Here is a 16,156-nt window from a genome sequence, read left to right on the forward strand (position 1 = left end):
ACATGAACCTTTTATTGGTGCCCCCGGCAGCGAAGGTGCCAACAAACATTCTCGCAAATATCCCCCGATGCAAACCTAATGATATTTCCTTTTTTTATTCCATTCAGTTACGCAATATTATCCTTCTTAAGAAATGATTAAGTAATTGCTGCTGCCTTTCTCTGTTATATTTTCGCATCATTTCGTTCAAAATCTTGCCACGAGGGAATAATGTTTTTCAGAAAAAAATCAGGAATTGAATTCATAAAAAAGCAAAACATTGAATATCTATCGGGAAATAAAGAGAAAATACTTAACAGATGGCACTCCTTACCGAAAAATTATGTTCTGGTCCATACTTTTGAAGGAACAGACAGTCCATTTTGTCAGCACCGCGCCGAGTCCCTGATAAGCAGTTGGGACATTATGAGTGCCTCGCTAGTGGATTTAAACGACATAAAACCCCTGTCCAAAACTTCTCCACGTTATACCGGCATGTATCGTACCACAGCATTAGTCCTCGATGTCCCGGTACAAAATATTCTTGGTATGCATCCGACAGACATCTATTTTCCTAATCACATCGGCCGTGAGAATGATAGCCCAACGGGAAGAGTCGTGGATGCTTCAGCGCTTAGCCGGGCGATATATCATGGAGAAGGGAAAGAGGGTCGTCGCTATGAAGGTGGGTATCAAAAACTGCTGACGCCTGAAGCTCTGCTTTTAGAGGATAAAGCCGTTCGCCGCATCGATTCACATAATGAGATTCTCATTATTGGCCGTCCAGGCGTTAAATTATATGCGGCTCTGCCGGCAACACAAATTATCCGGGTACGAAAAATAATCGTGGCGGAAAAAATAAAATCTGACGACGACATGTATGATTTATATGCAGACGCACCTAATGAAATAGCTGCAAAAGCAGCAGAAATCAATGGGATAATATACGAAACTATTTAGTGCTCTAAATATATTAATACTTTAGGATATAATTTACGTCTTTTGTTTAAAAAGCACAAAAACCGAAATTCGTTATATTTTGGCAGAATAAAAAATCATTCTGGAACAACGCAAAAATATATTTTACAGCTTTGAACAGTAGATTAGTCACCCTGCAGAAGCCCTTATCGTGTGATAAGGGCTTTTTATTTGGTATCAAATACTTACTTGCTGGTGTCCAACGGTTCGAAGTTCTTGACCAGATCGTCAATTGCTTTGATTTGTTTGAGGAACGGTTCAAGTTTTGCCAGCGGCAATGCAGATGGACCATCGCAACGTGCGTTGTCTGGATCTGGGTGCGCTTCGATAAACAGACCCGCCAGGCCAGTCGCCATACCCGCACGCGCCAGTTCAGTCACCTGCGCACGACGGCCGCCAGAGGCAGAACCGAACGGGTCGCGGCATTGCAGCGCATGGGTCACGTCGAAAATGACTGGTGAGCCATTCGAAACTTGTTTCATCACGCTGAAGCCCAGCATGTCGACAACCAGGTTGTCGTAACCGAAGTTCGCGCCACGGTCACACAAGATAATCTGGTCGTTGCCACCTTCGTGGAATTTATCAACGATGTTACCCATCTGGCCAGGGCTTACGAACTGTGGTTTTTTGACGTTGATAACGGCGCCGGTTTTCGCCATCGCTTCTACCAGATCAGTCTGGCGTGCGAGGAAAGCAGGCAGCTGGATAACGTCAACAACATCGGCAACAGGTTGCGCCTGGCTTGCTTCATGAACATCAGTGATGATTTTCACACCGAAGGTTTGCTTCAGTTCCTGGAAAATCTTCATCCCTTCTTCGAGACCTGGGCCACGATAGGAGTTGATGGATGAACGGTTGGCTTTATCGAATGACGCTTTGAACACGTATGGGATGCCCAATTTCTGGGTCACGGTGACGTAATGCTCACAAATACGCATCGCCAGGTCGCGTGATTCCAGCACGTTCATGCCGCCAAACAGAACAAACGGTAGGTCGTTTGCGACGTTGATATCACCAATACTAACCACTTTTTGTTTCATATTTTCGCCTTGTCAGAGGTAACACGCGTTACCTGTTATTCTTTCAAAAATCAGTTTTAGTGCAGAGTGATCTGTTTTTGCGAAATCGAGTTAATTTGCGCTTTGATCATCTCGCTAATCGGGTCTTCCGGGCACTGCTCAACAAAATAGCTGAGGTCGGTAAGTGCCACATGTTCACAATCGAGTTGCGCATAAATCAAACCGCGATCGCGGATTTCATACGGGTCTTCTGGATTGAACTGCAGCAAGGCTTCACTCGTACGCAAAGCCAGCTCCATCTGACGTTCTTCCATCAGTGCAGATTTCAGAGTGTCGAGTAATTTACGCACCACTTCCGCGTTATCGGCTTCATCTAAATCTTCATCGAACAGTTCGGCGGTTGGCCCGACATTGCCTTTCAACCACACTTCCAGCGTGTGCTCATTGAGCGTATCGCCGTTAAACGGGTTGATAAGCCACATTTCGCCGTCCATCCAGTCGCCGCGTAAAATCAGCTGCGTCGGGAAAATCACCGGATTTAATGGGATATCAAGACGCTCGGCAATCCACAAAAGGATGGCTCCCAACGACACCGCACTCCCCTGACGTTTGCTCAACACACTATCGAGCCACAATGCATCGGATAAACGGTAAACACCACTGGCGTCTTTGAAACCCCAGGTGCCGTAAAACAGTTCGACTAATTTTTCGAGTTGCACATCCTGATGGAGACCTTCACAGATCTCTTCACGCGCCAGGCTCGCCAGGCTTTCCAGTTGTGCACGTACTTCTTCTGCCGGGAAATCATCACGGATCAACTGCGAGACTAAAATCATGCCCTCGCACAACGGCGCCTGATTGAATTCGAAATCGGCTAACGACCTCATGACTTACCCCAATAATGGTATTTTTGTGGTGGCGAGTTTAATGATGATGTAGAGCACCACCAGGGCCAACAGGAAGGCAGATAACCGAACCTGCTGACTGCGCGGGCGTTTGCCCAGCACGATAAACCCTAAAACGATATAGATAATAACGCCAAATAGCTTTTCAGTCAGCCATGCACCTTGCGGCGAGAAGGGATAGAAATGCGTAATCATCACCAGTGCCGCACCGCTGACCAGCAAAACAGTATCATTCACATGCGGCACAATGCGCACCCAGCGCTTGTTCGACATGGCTGAATCGCGGTATTGCCACCAGTAGCGTAAAACGAACAAACTCACGGAAATGAAGACCGTCAGAATATGCAAATGCTTGAGCGCGAAGTAAGTTGCCATTTTGTTTGCTCGGTTCCTTATCTTTAGAAATAGCGTCCTACTGTCAGACGGTCATTACCACCGTAATCCTGACAGCTTTGTATCTCGGTATATCCAGCAGCGGTAAACAAATCGCGAACGTGTGATGCCTGTTGCCAACCGTGCTCAAGCAGTAACCAACCACCAGATTCAAGGAAGTCGCACGCTGTTTCAACCAGGGTGCGTAAATCGGCCAAACCGTGGTTTTCCGCCACCAGCGCACTGCGGGGTTCAAAGCGAACATCACCTTGTGAAAGGTGCGGGTCTGCCTCATCGATATACGGTGGATTGCTGACGATTACCGAAAAACGTTGTGTATTGAGCACACCAAACCAGTTGCTTTGCAAGACCTCAACATTGGTTATTCCGAGGCGCCTCGCATTATCGCGAGCAAGTTCAACCGCCTCAGGAATGAGATCAAGGGCAGTGACGTGACAATCAGGACGTTCGCTGGCGATAGCCAGGGCAATCGCCCCGGTACCGGTGCCTAAATCCAGCACGGAACACGGGGTAGCAGGCATTCTTGCGAGGGCTTGTTCAACAAGGCATTCGGTATCAGGACGTGGGATAAGCGTCACCGGTGATACGCGCAATGGCAGCGACCAGAACTCGCGCTCACCGACCAGATGCGCAATCGGCTCGCCCTGCACCCGTCGCGCCAGTAAAACCGCCAACTGCTGCTGTTGATCAGGGGTCAGGACGGTTTCCCCGAAAGCCAGAATGAAGGTTCGAGCTTTCCCCGTGACAAAACCCAGCAGGATTTCCGCGTCGCGACGCGGACTTTCACTTTCCTGTAGCTGGGCGATGGCCTGCTGTAACCAGTGTTTAAAATCCATTAATCCTGCTCAGACAGCGCCGCTAACTGGTCTGCCTGGAACTCCTGCACGATAGGTTCGATAAGCGCATCGAGTTTCCCTTCCATCACTTCATCCAGACGGTACAACGTCACGTTGATGCGGTGGTCGGTCACGCGGCCTTGCGGGAAGTTATAAGTACGGTTGCGATCTGAACGGTCGCCACTACCCAGCAGGTTGCGACGCGTTGAAGCCTCTTCCTGCTGGCGTTTTGCCATTTCAGCAGCGCGAATACGCGAGCCCAACACCGAAAGCGCTTTAGCTTTGTTTTTATGCTGGGAACGTTCGTCCTGACACTCCACCACGATACCGGTCGGTAAATGGGTAATACGGATAGCAGAATCGGTGGTGTTAACGTGCTGACCGCCTGCGCCTGAGGAGCGGAAGGTATCGATACGCAAATCACCCGGGTTGATATCTGGCAATTCTGCTTCAGGAATTTCCGGCATCACCGCAACGGTACAGGCGGAGGTATGAATACGACCCTGCGATTCTGTCGCAGGGACACGCTGCACGCGATGGCCGCCGGATTCAAACTTAAGACGACCGTAAACACCTTCGCCACTGATTTTGGCGATGACTTCTTTATAGCCGCCATGTTCGCCGTCGTTGGCGCTCAGTATTTCAACTTTCCAGCGACGGGCTTCCGCGTAACGGCTGTACATACGGAACAGGTCACCCGCAAAAATAGCCGCTTCATCACCCCCTGTACCGGCACGTACTTCAACAAACGCGTTGCGTTCATCGTCAGGATCTTTTGGCAGCAACAAGACTTGAAGTTGTTGTTCTAATTCTTCGCCGTCGCTTTTCGCCTGGTTTAATTCTTCTTGCGCCATTTCGCGCATTTCCGGGTCATCGAGCATGCTTTGTGCGGTTTCAATATCTTCCTGCACCTGACGCCATTTCAGAAAGCAGCTGGAAACGTCACTTAACTGGGCATATTCACGTGACAATGCACGGAAACGATCCTGGTCGGCAATTGTGGCAGCATCCCCAAGCAGAGCCTGAACTTCTTCATGGCGCTCTTGCAGAGCTTCTAGTTTGGCAACGATAGAAGACTTCATGGGCGGTGGTTCACCTTGTAATAAGAGTTTATTTGCTAGTCCAGCCCGAGGCTGTTACGCAGAATCTGCAGGCGTTCGTCATCCCCGTCACGGGCAGCCTGCTGAAGAGATTTGGTTGGAGCGTGGATCAGGCGATTGGTTAATTTCCATGCCAGATCCTGAAGAACGGTTTCGGCATTCGCACCTTGCTGGAGCGCGGCGATAGCTCTAGCAGCCAAATCGTCACGCACTTGCTCAGCCTGGCTGCGGTATTCACGGATGGTTTCTGTTGCGCTTTGCGCACGCAACCAGGCCATGAATTCACTGCATTCCTGCGCGACAATGGTTTCTGCTTCAACGGCGGCGGCTTTGCGCTGCGCCATGTTGCTTTGAATAATCGCCTGAAGGTCATCGACGCTATACAAATAGGCGTTGGCCAGTTTACCCACTTCGGGTTCGACATCGCGCGGAACGGCAATGTCCACCAGCAACAAAGGCTGATTGCGACGGGCTTTCAACGCACGTTCTACCATGCCCTTACCGATGATTGGCAATGGGCTTGCAGTCGAGCTGATAATAATGTCGGCTTCCTGCAGGCGCGAATCGATGTCGCTAAGGCTTATCACTTCGGCACCGACTTCATCAGCCAGTACCTGAGCACGTTCACGTGTGCGGTTAGCGATAATCATTTTCTGAACGTTGTGTTCACGTAAATGGCGTGCCGCAAGCTCAATAGTTTCACCTGCACCGACCAGTAACACCGTCACGGTCGATAAAGATTCAAAGATTTGTCGTGCCAGCGTACAGGCCGCAAACGCCACGGAAACGGCGCTGGCACCGATTTCGGTTTCAGTTCTGACGCGCTTCGCCACAGAGAAAGATTTCTGGAACATGCGCTCCAGTTCGCTGGAAAGCGAGTGCCCTTTCTGAGAGTCAGCAAAAGCTTTTTTGACCTGTCCGAGGATTTGTGGCTCGCCGAGCACCAGCGAATCAAGCCCGCTTGCAACACGCATTAAATGCGTGACTGCCTCGTTGTCGTGATGCCAGTAAAGGCTTTTACGCACTTCCTCTTCATTGAGGTTGTGGTAATTACACAGCCAGCGTACGAGCTTCTCGTGCAGGTTTTCTTGTTCTTCAACACTCAGATACAACTCTGTACGGTTGCACGTAGACAACACGACTCCGCCCTGCACCATCGGCTGTTCGAGCAGGCTGTTCAACGCAAGGTCGAGCGTGTCCGGCGAAAACGTTACACGTTCTCGCAGCGAGACTGGAGCTGTTTTGTGGTTGATGCCTAGCGCTAAAAGGGTCATTGAGCGGTCTGAGTAATACCGATGTTGATAAGGATTAACTCGGCGCATCATACAGGATGCGGGCAGTCAATAAAAGAGAGCCACCCCTTGTGGGGTATCAGCGCAATTAATGATTTAAGACAACTTGACCGTAGACGACCTGGCTTACCACCGCTAGCATAAACAGTTAACAACTAAAACGAATGAGAAGGATCTGCCGCCGCTATGATTATGACGAAAGCCCGTCTGCTGCGCCTCGCGCCCCTGGCAAGCCTTGTTTTGGCTGCGTGTTCTGTCCATCAACCGAGCGGTCCTGGCAAAAGTCCTGACTCACCGCAGTGGTTACAACACCAGCAACAAGTGCAAAAAATCACCCAATATCAGACGCGTGGAGCTTTTGCCTATCTTTCTGATAGCCAAAAAGTCTATGCGCGTTATAACTGGCAACAAACCTCGCCAGAGCGTTATCGCTTATTGCTGACTAACCCATTAGGTAGCACCGAGCTTGAGCTTAATGCGCAGCCAGGTGTTGTCCAGCTGACTGACCGCAACGGTAAAAAATACGTCGCCGATAATGCCGAAGAGATGATTGGCCGTCTGACGGGAATGCCTATTCCAATCAATAGCCTGCGTCAATGGATTCTCGGCCTGCCTGGCGAAGCCACTGACTATAAAATTGATGCCAAATATCGTCTGAGCGAAGTCAACTACACGCAAGACGGTAAAACCTGGAAAGTGGTTTACAGTGATTATGACGACAGCGTGCAACCTGCACTGCCGTCAAACATGGAACTGCGCGAAGGCTCACAACGTATAAAGCTCAAAATGGATAGCTGGACGGTTAAATAATGAGAAAACGTTGGCCGTCACCGGCAAAATTGAACTTATTTTTGTACATCACGGGTCGTCGTGAAGACGGCTACCATAATTTACAAACTTTATTTCAGTTCCTCGATTATGGTGACACCCTCATCATTGAGCCGCGAAACGATGGCCAAATTCGTTTATCAACCCCTGTTGAAGGGGTGCCGGATGAAGAAAATTTAATTGTCCGGGCTGCCCGTTTATTGCAAGACACCGCCCTGCTGATGGGTTCTCTGCCGCAAGGTGCGGGAGCCGACATCAGCATTGAAAAACGCTTACCGATGGGTGGCGGTTTAGGGGGGGGGTCTTCAAACGCGGCGACGGCACTGGTGGCGCTAAACCACCTGTGGAACACCGGCCTGACTGAAGATCAACTGGCGGCATTGGGTATTACCCTTGGTGCCGACGTTCCCGTATTTGTCCGTGGATTTGCCGCATTTGCCGAGGGCGTCGGCGAGCAGCTTACTCCGGTCTCTCCACCCGAAAAGTGGTACCTGGTTGCCCATCCGGGAGTCAGTATTCCCACCCCGGTGATTTTTAAAGATCCTGAGCTACCACGAAATACCCCGGTTAGATCAATTGACACGTTATTAAACTGTGAATTTGGTAATGATTGTGAGGTTATCGCAAGAAAACGTTTTCGTAAGGTTGATGACCTGCTTTCCTGGCTGTTAGAATACGCGCCGTCGCGCCTGACCGGCACCGGCGCTTGTGTGTTTGCTGAATTTGACACCGAGAACGCTGCCCGCCAGGTGCTTGAGCAAGCCCCGGAATGGCTGCATGGGTTTGTTGCGCGAGGCGTTAATGTCTCCCCGCTGCATCAGGCCATATCCGGGCAAGCTGAGTATTGGTGACAACGTCACCTTGTTTCAGACGTTGCATCAAGCTCTTTATACACCGCCTGGATGGCGCTACCCCGCCCGTATAAGCTGCGGTAGTACCATCCGCCACTGGACGCATGCCTGAGGTTTTTCTCGTGCCTGATATGAAGCTTTTTGCTGGTAACGCCACCCCGGAACTAGCACAACGTATTGCCAACCGCCTGTACACCTCCCTTGGTGACGCCGCCGTCGGTCGTTTTAGCGACGGAGAAGTAAGCGTACAAATCAACGAAAATGTACGCGGTGGTGATATTTTCATCATCCAGTCCACCTGTGCACCCACCAATGACAACCTTATGGAACTGGTTGTTATGGTCGACGCCCTGCGCCGTGCTTCTGCAGGTCGTATCACCGCTGTTATCCCTTACTTTGGTTATGCTCGTCAGGATCGCCGTGTGCGTTCTGCCCGTGTGCCAATCACCGCGAAAGTGGTTGCTGACTTCCTCTCAAGTGTTGGGGTTGACCGTGTTCTCACCGTGGACTTGCACGCAGAACAGATTCAGGGCTTCTTCGATGTTCCTGTAGATAACGTCTTCGGTAGCCCAATCCTGCTGGAAGATATGCTGCAAATCGGCCTGGAAAATCCAATCGTGGTTTCTCCAGATATCGGTGGCGTTGTGCGTGCTCGTGCTATCGCAAAACTGCTCAACGATACCGACATGGCTATCATCGACAAACGTCGTCCTCGCGCTAACGTTTCCCAGGTTATGCATATCATCGGTGATGTTTCTGGCCGTGACTGCGTACTGGTAGACGATATGATCGATACCGGCGGTACTCTGTGTAAAGCAGCTGAAGCGTTGAAAGAACGTGGCGCTAAACGTGTGTTTGCTTACGCAACTCACCCGATTTTCTCTGGCAATGCGGTTCACAACCTGCGTAACTCCGTTATCGACGAAGTTATCGTATGTGACACCATCCCACTGTCTGATGAAATCAAAGCGCTGCCAAACGTCCGCACCCTGACTCTGTCCGGTATGCTGGCTGAAGCAATTCGCCGTATCAGTAATGAAGAATCAATCTCTGCGATGTTCGAGCACTAATCGAACTCGTATTAAAAAACCCGCTGCGGCGGGTTTTTTCTTTTCTATCACCTGCCATTTATGACAGATGATGCGCTCACGGATGGAATCAAAGTGAAAAACGTATCTTCTTCAATTTTACCTTTTCGCGCTCTGGTAGATGCTTGTTGGCGTGAGAAATATACCGTTTCCCGTTTTAGTCGCGACGTTATTGCCGGGATAACCGTTGGGATTATTGCCATCCCGTTGGCGATGGCGTTGGCTATCGGCAGCGGCGTCGCACCACAGTATGGCCTGTATACCTCGGCCATCGCCGGGATTGTGATTGCTTTAAGCGGAGGCTCGCGCTTTAGCGTTTCCGGGCCGACCGCCGCCTTTGTTGTCATTCTCTATCCGGTGGCGCAGCAATTTGGCCTCGCCGGTTTACTTATCGCCACCTTAATGTCCGGTGTGTTTCTTATCCTGTTCGGGCTGGCCCGCTTTGGCCGGCTCATTGAGTACATTCCCCTTTCGGTGACGCTCGGTTTTACCTCCGGGATTGGGATTACTATCGCCACCATGCAGGTGAAAGATTTCTTTGGCCTGACCCTGACGCACGTCCCTGAACATTACCTGAATAAAGTGGCGGCGCTGGCGATGGCGATGCCAACCCTTAATTTCGGCGATGCGGCAATTGGCGTGGTGACACTCGGCGTGCTGATCCTCTGGCCGCGCCTGGGCATACGTTTACCGGGCCATTTACCTGCGCTGTTAGCCGGTTGCGCGGTAATGGCGATAGTCTCAGCGACCGGCGCTGATGTAGCCACCATTGGCTCACGCTTCCACTATGTGCTCGCCGATGGCACGCAAGGCAACGGTATTCCGCAGTTGTTACCGCAACTGATGCTGCCGTGGAACATCCCCGATTCAAACTTTACCCTAAGTTGGGATTCCCTGAGTGCCCTGCTACCCGCGGCATTTTCGATGGCGATGCTTGGCGCTATTGAATCGCTATTGTGCGCCGTGGTGCTGGATGGGATGACCGGCACCAAACATAACGCCAACAGTGAACTGATTGGCCAGGGGTTGGGCAATATTATTGCGCCGTTCTTCGGTGGGATTACCGCCACCGCCGCGATTGCCCGTTCAGCCGCCAACGTGCGCGCGGGTGCAACCTCCCCGATTGCCGCAGTTATTCATGCGCTGCTGGTGATTATGGCGTTATTGGTGCTGGCACCGTTGCTCTCATGGCTGCCGCTTTCCGCAATGGCCGCCCTGCTACTGATGGTGGCATGGAATATGAGTGAAGCGCATAAAGTGCTGAACCTGCTGCGCCATGCACCGAAAGACGACATCATCGTGATGCTTATCTGTATGTCGTTGACGGTGTTGTTCGATATGGTCATCGCCATCAGCGTGGGGATTGTCCTGGCGTCACTGCTGTTTATGCGCCGTATTGCGCGTATGACGCGACTGGCACCGGTAAACGTCACGACGCCTGAAGGGGTACTGGCATTGCGCGTCACCGGCCCGCTGTTTTTTGCCGCGGCAGAAGGATTATTTAACGATCTCGCCCAGCGTGTTGAACAAAACCATCTGATTATTTTGCAATGGGATGCGGTACCGGTGCTTGATGCCGGTGGTCTTGATGCGTTTCAACGGTTCGTGGAAAAACTGCCTGAGGGCTGCGAATTGCGGGTGACAAACCTTGAGTTCCAGCCGTTGAAGACACTTGCGCGAGCGGGGGTAAAACCTATTGCAGGCCGTCTTGCTTTCTTCCCGGATATTCACGCTGCTCTGGCTGAGTAAAATCTGGCACAAAAAAAACGGTTCTGGATAAGAACCGTTTTTCGTTTAATCCCCGGGATTAACTGTGGCGATGATGGTCATCGCGGCGACAACGTTTATCAAAGTGGCGCACCCACCAGTAACGGTCGCAGACCTGTTCGTGTCCACCGACACGCGCACCAGCCAACCAAAGAACTGCCCCAACAAAGATGCTCAGAATGGCACCGTGGGCAAAGTATTGCGGGAAGTTAAACTGTGGGAGTTGGTTTAAAATGGAATAACCGACACCGCCCACCATAACCAGAAGCCCCAACCCCATGAAAAAATTGCCGAGTAACGAAGCGTTTTTGCGTTTCATATCCACCTCCGGGTGTTACTGGGTCGGTGGGGAAAATCCCCATTCCTTGTGTGTAAAGTATAGACAACACCGCTTCGGATTATGTGCGTCAGCGATCACAATTACGAATGAAAGGACTACAAATATTTACAAATAACTCGCTGAATAGCATCAAATTAGAATGGTTAACCTTATGAACTATTCAATAGTTTGGATAGCGAAACATTGCCTCTTTGTCATCGTGACGTCCGCACAGTAAACTACGCGACTCTGGTCTGTTTTCAGGATATTAAACGTGAGTATTAAATTAATAGTTGGCCTGGCAAACCCAGGTGCGGAATATGCGGCAACCCGTCATAACGCAGGTGCCTGGTATGTGGATCTGCTTGCTGAGCGCCACAATCAGTCGCTTAAGGAAGAGAGCAAATTCTTCGGTTACACCGCGCGCATAAACCTTGCAGGAGAAGATGTTCGCCTGCTGGTGCCAACCACGTTTATGAACCTCAGTGGCAAAGCGGTCGGAGCAATGGCCACCTTTTTCCGCATTGCGCCCGATGAGATCCTCGTCGCTCATGACGAGTTAGATTTGCCGCCTGGTGTTGCAAAATTCAAACTCGGTGGCGGACACGGCGGCCATAATGGTCTGAAAGATATCATCAGCAAATTAGGTAATAACCCTAACTTTCACCGCTTACGTGTTGGAATTGGTCATCCAGGCGATAAAAACAAAGTTGTGGGTTTCGTGCTGGGTAAACCACCCCTTAGCGAACAAAAGCTGATTGATGATGCAGTAGACGAAGCGGCGCGTTGCACCGAGGTTTGGTTGAAAGAAGGTTTGACCAAAGCAACCAATCGCCTGCACGCATTTAAGGCCCAATAACGTCTGCGAGGCGGTTAGCCAGGATTTCTGCCCCCGTTATCAGGTGTTTGGGTGTATAATGGGGAAAGTTGTGATCATTTTATCAATGAGATAACGTTAACTCATTGAATATCAAGTAATTAAGGTGAATTAAACCATGGGATTCAAATGCGGTATCGTCGGCTTGCCGAACGTTGGTAAATCAACCCTGTTCAACGCGCTCACCAAAGCGGGAATCGAAGCAGCAAACTTCCCGTTCTGTACCATTGAGCCGAACACTGGTGTGGTACCCATGCCGGACCCACGTCTGGATAAACTGGCCGAAATCGTTAAACCCCAGCGCATTTTGCCTACCACCATGGAATTCGTTGATATCGCCGGTCTGGTGAAAGGCGCATCCAAAGGTGAAGGCCTGGGTAACCAGTTCCTGACCAACATCCGTGAAACCGAAGCTATCGGCCACGTTGTGCGTTGTTTTGAAAACGACAACATCATTCACGTGAATAACAAAGTTGATCCAGCCGATGACATCGAAGTCATTAACACCGAGCTGGCACTGTCTGACCTCGATACCTGCGAGCGTGCGATTCACCGTGTGCAGAAGAAAGCGAAAGGCGGCGATAAAGACGCAAAAGCTGAACTGGCTGCGCTGGAAAAATGTCTGCCACAGCTTGAGAACGCCGGTATGTTGCGCGCGCTTCCTCTGACCGAAGAAGACAAAGCGGCTATTAAATATCTGAGCTTCCTGACGTTGAAACCAACGATGTATATCGCGAACGTCAATGAAGACGGTTACGAAAACAACCCATACCTCGACAAAGTCCGCGAAATCGCCGCTGCCGAAGGTTCTGTCGTTGTTGCTGTCTGTGCCGCCGTTGAGTCTGATATTGCCGAACTCGACGATGCTGACCGTGAAGAGTTCATGGCAGAAATGGGCCTGGAAGAACCTGGTCTGAACCGCGTTATTCGCGCAGGTTATGAGCTGCTGAATCTGCAAACTTACTTCACCGCTGGCGTGAAAGAAGTACGTGCATGGACTATCCCGGTTGGCGCAACCGCCCCACAAGCCGCCGGTAAAATCCACACCGACTTCGAGAAAGGCTTTATCCGTGCTCAGACTATCGCGTATGAAGACTTCATCACCTACAAGGGTGAGCAAGGTGCGAAAGAAGCCGGTAAAATGCGTGCAGAAGGTAAAGATTACATCGTAAAAGATGGCGATGTGATGAACTTCCTGTTCAACGTCTAATCCCGTCTGCAATGTAAAAAGCCACGCACATGCGTGGCTTTTTTGTTTTTCAGCGGGCTGAAATTACTCAACATCGGTCTCAGAATGGATTTGTCCCGTGAATCCCGTTTTCGCGATTGCCGTCAACAACTGTTGGTTATCAAAATCTTCCGGGACAGTCACTTGCGCCTGATGCGTTTTTAACGACGCCTTCGCTTTGATCACGCCATCGGTGCTACGCAACGCCTGGTTTATCGAGATAACACACAGCGGGCAGTTCATCTGGCTGATATCAATGGTGACCATTTTATCGGCCGCCCAACCCATCGGCGCTAACACAAGCAGCCCGAGGCAGATTAATTTCTTCATTCCAGTGCTTCCCAAATCCACGGCAAAACATACGGATAGCTAATCAGGAACAGGATCAGCGGCACCGACAACCAATATAAACCGACTAACACCCGACGGCTGACAACGCTGGTACAGACTGGTTTCGGTGACATATACAGCCGCCAGAATCCCCGCGCCATCAACCCCAGCGCGATCATCACCATCGGGATTTGCAGCCACGGGAGCGTGGGAAGCCCCGTCAGCCCTGCAGCGGAAATACCGAAAACCAGATACAGCAATGGCCCGATGCAACACAAAGTGGATGCGCCAGCCGCCACCAGCGCCGCCAGTACAGTGGCAACGCCTTCCTTAATGCTGTTCGGTGCTGACGAATTCATAACTGAATGCTACCGGGTCATAGAAGTTTAAAGGATCGCCGTCTACTTCGGCATACGGGTAGCCAAGGTTGTTCACATCGCCCTGTTCCGCCGCCGGTGAAAGTGCAAAATCCCGGGCATGGTTAAAGCCGACCCAGTTCATTTCCCAGTTGCCGAACAGGTAATCGTTAACCGCTTTCACCGCCGGGTCGCCATTCTCTTTCTTCTCGGTCAGACGCATTTTGGTAACATCCGCCGGATCGGCAGGTACCCAACCAAACCCTGCCAGCCAGAACATCGCACGGCAATGTTGGCCGCCATTAATTTTTGCAACGCCCTGCTCGTCCGCACTGCCGAAGGCTTTCTTCGAGTACTGCCCAAGCTTGCGGCTGGCACCGAGGCGAATGCCAAACATCTCACGTGCCGGAATGCCCACCGCGCGGCACAAGGCGACAAATACGGAGTTGATATCAGTACATTTCCCGCCCAGCTTGCCTGTTTTGAGGATTTCGCCCACATCACCCGTTCCACAGCCGATAACGGTATCGTCACGGTGCATATGCGTACTCACCCAATCGTGAATCAGCCGCGCCTGCTTAAGTGGCGCTTTTTCATCGCCAGTGATTTTCAGCGCCGTTTCTTTTACGATGCCGTCAACCGGGATATGCGGGGTCGCCAGCAGGAACGGTTTGATTTCGTTCGGGATAACCGCGTCTTGCCCGGGCAGCGTCCAGTCGGCAAGTGTATTGTCTTTGAACACTTCGCAGTCGCGGGTTTCAATGGTCATAGAAACCTGAATTTCCTGTGTTCCTGCAGAATCTGGCCAGGTAACGAACAGCATTCTGGCACCGTAGGCGTTATTCGCATTAAGTCGGGCTTGCTGGTAATTGCCCTTAAAAGAAAGGTCGAGCAACGTCTGAAAAGCGGTGTCTTCCGGCACGGGTATCCAAAGATTCACCTGTCCTTGAGACCCTTCTGGTGCTTTCAGACTATAGGTTTGCGTCATCACAAAGCGGCGGGAAGTATCAGAAATACTGATGGCGGGATGATCAACATTTTGAGTTTTTGAAAACGAAGGACGAACCAGGCCGATTGTTGACAGTGCCGCAACACTTTTCAGAAAAAGACGCCTTTCCATTGCACTAACCTTTCATTCGCCAGAAAAAGCTGGCGCTTAACCCCGCACCTGCGGAGGTCGGCCGCCATTATGCATTGAAGTTAAGTTAAAAATTATAGACTGGATCAAACGGTTCAAGTTCTTGCTCCCTTTTTATACACCCGTACCCTCTTTTGCTATTTCTAATTAACCTTGTTATTTCTTGAAATGGGAAAGCGATAAATAACCAGAACAACAGAAAGGTTAATTTCGCCAATTAACCTCACCTTCTTCCATAAGAATTAATTATAGAGAAGCGGCAGTTCGGGCTGCATTATCGTAAAGAGCAGAAATGGCACGTAATAACTGTGCGTTTTCTCCAATAGATTTAGCAGATATCCCTGTTTCGACTTGCAGACCAATAAGACAAGTCTCGCGAACCTCCCGATATTTAGCACAGAGTTCTTTTCCCTTATCCGTCGTGGAAAAGAAAAGTTCTTTGCCCAGCTTTTCGCTTTTCACGTAACCCGACTTAACCAATTTTTTTAACGCATAAGCGACGATATGGGTATCTTCGATATTCAGAACAAAGCAGATATCCGCCAGTTTTTTTTGTCGGTCACGGTGACTGATATGGTGCAGTAACGAGACGTCAAGCGGCCCCATGTCAGGCTCTCCAGCGGCAGTCATGCAACGCACCATCCATTTATTAAACGCATTACTGGTCATGATTAGCGCGTACTCAAGCTCTGACAATTCCGCACATCTCTCAGAAACAAGATGGTGCGAAGAGACAATCGGATCTTTGATCCCGGCGTTATTTGCGATTATTCCCGTTGCTGAATCGAGTCTTTCTTTCTCAGACGCCATTGGCTGCCCCTTATTATGATGTCCATAAAACATAATTGAATCCCAATAAAACACCAATAAAT

The 16,156-nt window shown here is 50.4% G+C and carries 18 protein-coding genes; 7 read left to right on the top strand and 11 right to left on the bottom strand.

Features of this window, described 5'->3' with window-relative positions:
* Positions 1 to 210: 210 nt before the first annotated feature.
* Positions 211 to 939 (top strand): hypothetical protein, encoded by a 729-nt coding sequence (locus tag WBL83_RS01925; protein WP_424587550.1) that lies wholly within the window; start codon positions 211 to 213, stop codon positions 937 to 939.
* Between the two features lie 203 nt (positions 940 to 1,142).
* On the opposite strand, the gene kdsA is transcribed toward WBL83_RS01925, so the two are convergent.
* Genes kdsA through hemA form a run of 6 tightly spaced genes read right to left on the bottom strand, consistent with a single transcriptional unit; the run spans position 1,143 to position 6,484 of the window.
* Entirely contained in the window at positions 1,143 to 1,997 is an 855-nt protein-coding gene (gene kdsA / locus WBL83_RS01930; protein WP_183271685.1) for a 3-deoxy-8-phosphooctulonate synthase, read from the bottom strand.
* Between the two features lie 56 nt (positions 1,998 to 2,053).
* The gene (gene sirB1 / locus WBL83_RS01935) at positions 2,054 to 2,863 is read right to left on the bottom strand and encodes an invasion regulator SirB1 (protein WP_424587551.1); all 810 of its coding nucleotides are present in this window, start codon (positions 2,861 to 2,863) and stop codon (positions 2,054 to 2,056) included.
* 3 nt (positions 2,864 to 2,866) lie between these two features.
* Entirely contained in the window at positions 2,867 to 3,256 is a 390-nt protein-coding gene (gene sirB2 / locus WBL83_RS01940; RefSeq protein WP_424587552.1) for an invasion regulator SirB2, read from the bottom strand.
* A gap of 23 nt (positions 3,257 to 3,279) precedes the next feature.
* Positions 3,280 to 4,110, bottom strand: coding sequence for a peptide chain release factor N(5)-glutamine methyltransferase (prmC, locus tag WBL83_RS01945; protein WP_424587553.1), 831 nt, complete (start codon positions 4,108 to 4,110; stop codon positions 3,280 to 3,282).
* A complete protein-coding gene (gene prfA, locus WBL83_RS01950) occupies positions 4,110 to 5,192 on the bottom strand; it encodes a peptide chain release factor 1 (RefSeq protein ID WP_424587554.1) in 1,083 nt (360 codons plus the stop codon). The genes prmC and prfA overlap by 1 nt, the downstream gene beginning before the upstream one ends.
* A gap of 35 nt (positions 5,193 to 5,227) precedes the next feature.
* Positions 5,228 to 6,484, bottom strand: coding sequence for a glutamyl-tRNA reductase (hemA, locus tag WBL83_RS01955; protein WP_424587555.1), 1,257 nt, complete (start codon positions 6,482 to 6,484; stop codon positions 5,228 to 5,230).
* Between the two features lie 204 nt (positions 6,485 to 6,688).
* On the opposite strand from hemA, the gene lolB reads away from it, so the two are divergent.
* From lolB to dauA, 4 genes are all read left to right on the top strand, one after another.
* A complete protein-coding gene (lolB, locus tag WBL83_RS01960; RefSeq protein ID WP_424587556.1) occupies positions 6,689 to 7,312 on the top strand; it encodes a lipoprotein insertase outer membrane protein LolB in 624 nt (207 codons plus the stop codon).
* Positions 7,312 to 8,181, top strand: coding sequence for a 4-(cytidine 5'-diphospho)-2-C-methyl-D-erythritol kinase (ispE, locus tag WBL83_RS01965; RefSeq protein WP_424587557.1), 870 nt, complete (start codon positions 7,312 to 7,314; stop codon positions 8,179 to 8,181). Before lolB ends, ispE begins: the two co-directional genes overlap by 1 nt.
* Before the next feature lie 122 nt (positions 8,182 to 8,303).
* Positions 8,304 to 9,251 (top strand): ribose-phosphate diphosphokinase, encoded by a 948-nt coding sequence (gene prs, locus WBL83_RS01970; protein WP_008454180.1) that lies wholly within the window; start codon positions 8,304 to 8,306, stop codon positions 9,249 to 9,251.
* A gap of 93 nt (positions 9,252 to 9,344) precedes the next feature.
* A complete protein-coding gene (gene dauA / locus WBL83_RS01975; RefSeq protein WP_424587558.1) occupies positions 9,345 to 11,018 on the top strand; it encodes a C4-dicarboxylic acid transporter DauA in 1,674 nt (557 codons plus the stop codon).
* A 58-nt stretch (positions 11,019 to 11,076) separates the two neighbouring features.
* On the opposite strand, the gene ychH is transcribed toward dauA, so the two are convergent.
* The gene (gene ychH, locus WBL83_RS01980; protein ID WP_424587559.1) at positions 11,077 to 11,355 is read right to left on the bottom strand and encodes a stress-induced protein YchH; all 279 of its coding nucleotides are present in this window, start codon (positions 11,353 to 11,355) and stop codon (positions 11,077 to 11,079) included.
* A gap of 274 nt (positions 11,356 to 11,629) precedes the next feature.
* On the opposite strand from ychH, the gene pth reads away from it, so the two are divergent.
* Complete coding sequence (pth, locus tag WBL83_RS01985; RefSeq protein ID WP_259267645.1) at positions 11,630 to 12,214, top strand: aminoacyl-tRNA hydrolase; 585 nt, start codon at positions 11,630 to 11,632, stop codon at positions 12,212 to 12,214.
* Positions 12,215 to 12,350: 136 nt separating this feature from the next.
* Positions 12,351 to 13,442, top strand: coding sequence for a redox-regulated ATPase YchF (gene ychF, locus WBL83_RS01990; RefSeq protein WP_154150067.1), 1,092 nt, complete (start codon positions 12,351 to 12,353; stop codon positions 13,440 to 13,442).
* A 63-nt stretch (positions 13,443 to 13,505) separates the two neighbouring features.
* On the opposite strand, the gene WBL83_RS01995 is transcribed toward ychF, so the two are convergent.
* The 4 genes from WBL83_RS01995 to WBL83_RS02010 all read right to left on the bottom strand — a co-directional run bounded on the left by WBL83_RS01995 (position 13,506) and on the right by WBL83_RS02010 (position 16,094).
* Complete coding sequence (locus tag WBL83_RS01995) at positions 13,506 to 13,790, bottom strand: heavy-metal-associated domain-containing protein (RefSeq protein ID WP_424587560.1); 285 nt, start codon at positions 13,788 to 13,790, stop codon at positions 13,506 to 13,508.
* Complete coding sequence (locus tag WBL83_RS02000; RefSeq protein ID WP_424587561.1) at positions 13,787 to 14,149, bottom strand: mercuric transporter MerT family protein; 363 nt, start codon at positions 14,147 to 14,149, stop codon at positions 13,787 to 13,789. Before WBL83_RS02000 ends, WBL83_RS01995 begins: the two co-directional genes overlap by 4 nt.
* Positions 14,121 to 15,266, bottom strand: coding sequence for a transglutaminase-like domain-containing protein (locus tag WBL83_RS02005; RefSeq protein ID WP_424587562.1), 1,146 nt, complete (start codon positions 15,264 to 15,266; stop codon positions 14,121 to 14,123). Before WBL83_RS02005 ends, WBL83_RS02000 begins: the two co-directional genes overlap by 29 nt.
* A 264-nt stretch (positions 15,267 to 15,530) precedes the next feature.
* Positions 15,531 to 16,094: a winged helix DNA-binding protein gene (locus WBL83_RS02010; protein WP_424587563.1), complete on the bottom strand. Its 564-nt coding sequence runs from the start codon at positions 16,092 to 16,094 to the stop codon at positions 15,531 to 15,533.
* Between the last annotated feature and the right edge of the window lie 62 nt (positions 16,095 to 16,156).

This window comes from Buttiauxella sp., assembly GCF_049686335.1.
In the GTDB taxonomy this organism is placed as follows: Bacteria; Pseudomonadota; Gammaproteobacteria; order Enterobacterales; family Enterobacteriaceae; genus Buttiauxella.

What these genes read in the sequence shown, in the direction of transcription:
- WBL83_RS02000 (WP_424587561.1), bottom strand. Translation starts at nt 14,149, where the DNA reads ATGAATTCGTCAGCACCGAACAGCATTAAGGAAGGCGTTGCCACTGTA.
- WBL83_RS01925 (WP_424587550.1), top strand. Translation starts at nt 211, where the DNA reads ATGTTTTTCAGAAAAAAATCAGGAATTGAATTCATAAAAAAGCAAAAC.
- ispE (WP_424587557.1), top strand. Translation starts at nt 7,312, where the DNA reads ATGAGAAAACGTTGGCCGTCACCGGCAAAATTGAACTTATTTTTGTAC.
- kdsA (WP_183271685.1), bottom strand. Translation starts at nt 1,997, where the DNA reads ATGAAACAAAAAGTGGTTAGTATTGGTGATATCAACGTCGCAAACGAC.
- WBL83_RS01995 (WP_424587560.1), bottom strand. Translation starts at nt 13,790, where the DNA reads ATGAAGAAATTAATCTGCCTCGGGCTGCTTGTGTTAGCGCCGATGGGT.
- sirB1 (WP_424587551.1), bottom strand. Translation starts at nt 2,863, where the DNA reads ATGAGGTCGTTAGCCGATTTCGAATTCAATCAGGCGCCGTTGTGCGAG.
- lolB (WP_424587556.1), top strand. Translation starts at nt 6,689, where the DNA reads ATGATTATGACGAAAGCCCGTCTGCTGCGCCTCGCGCCCCTGGCAAGC.
- ychH (WP_424587559.1), bottom strand. Translation starts at nt 11,355, where the DNA reads ATGAAACGCAAAAACGCTTCGTTACTCGGCAATTTTTTCATGGGGTTG.
- prmC (WP_424587553.1), bottom strand. Translation starts at nt 4,110, where the DNA reads ATGGATTTTAAACACTGGTTACAGCAGGCCATCGCCCAGCTACAGGAA.
- sirB2 (WP_424587552.1), bottom strand. Translation starts at nt 3,256, where the DNA reads ATGGCAACTTACTTCGCGCTCAAGCATTTGCATATTCTGACGGTCTTC.
- WBL83_RS02010 (WP_424587563.1), bottom strand. Translation starts at nt 16,094, where the DNA reads ATGGCGTCTGAGAAAGAAAGACTCGATTCAGCAACGGGAATAATCGCA.
- hemA (WP_424587555.1), bottom strand. Translation starts at nt 6,484, where the DNA reads ATGACCCTTTTAGCGCTAGGCATCAACCACAAAACAGCTCCAGTCTCG.
- ychF (WP_154150067.1), top strand. Translation starts at nt 12,351, where the DNA reads ATGGGATTCAAATGCGGTATCGTCGGCTTGCCGAACGTTGGTAAATCA.
- WBL83_RS02005 (WP_424587562.1), bottom strand. Translation starts at nt 15,266, where the DNA reads ATGGAAAGGCGTCTTTTTCTGAAAAGTGTTGCGGCACTGTCAACAATC.
- prfA (WP_424587554.1), bottom strand. Translation starts at nt 5,192, where the DNA reads ATGAAGTCTTCTATCGTTGCCAAACTAGAAGCTCTGCAAGAGCGCCAT.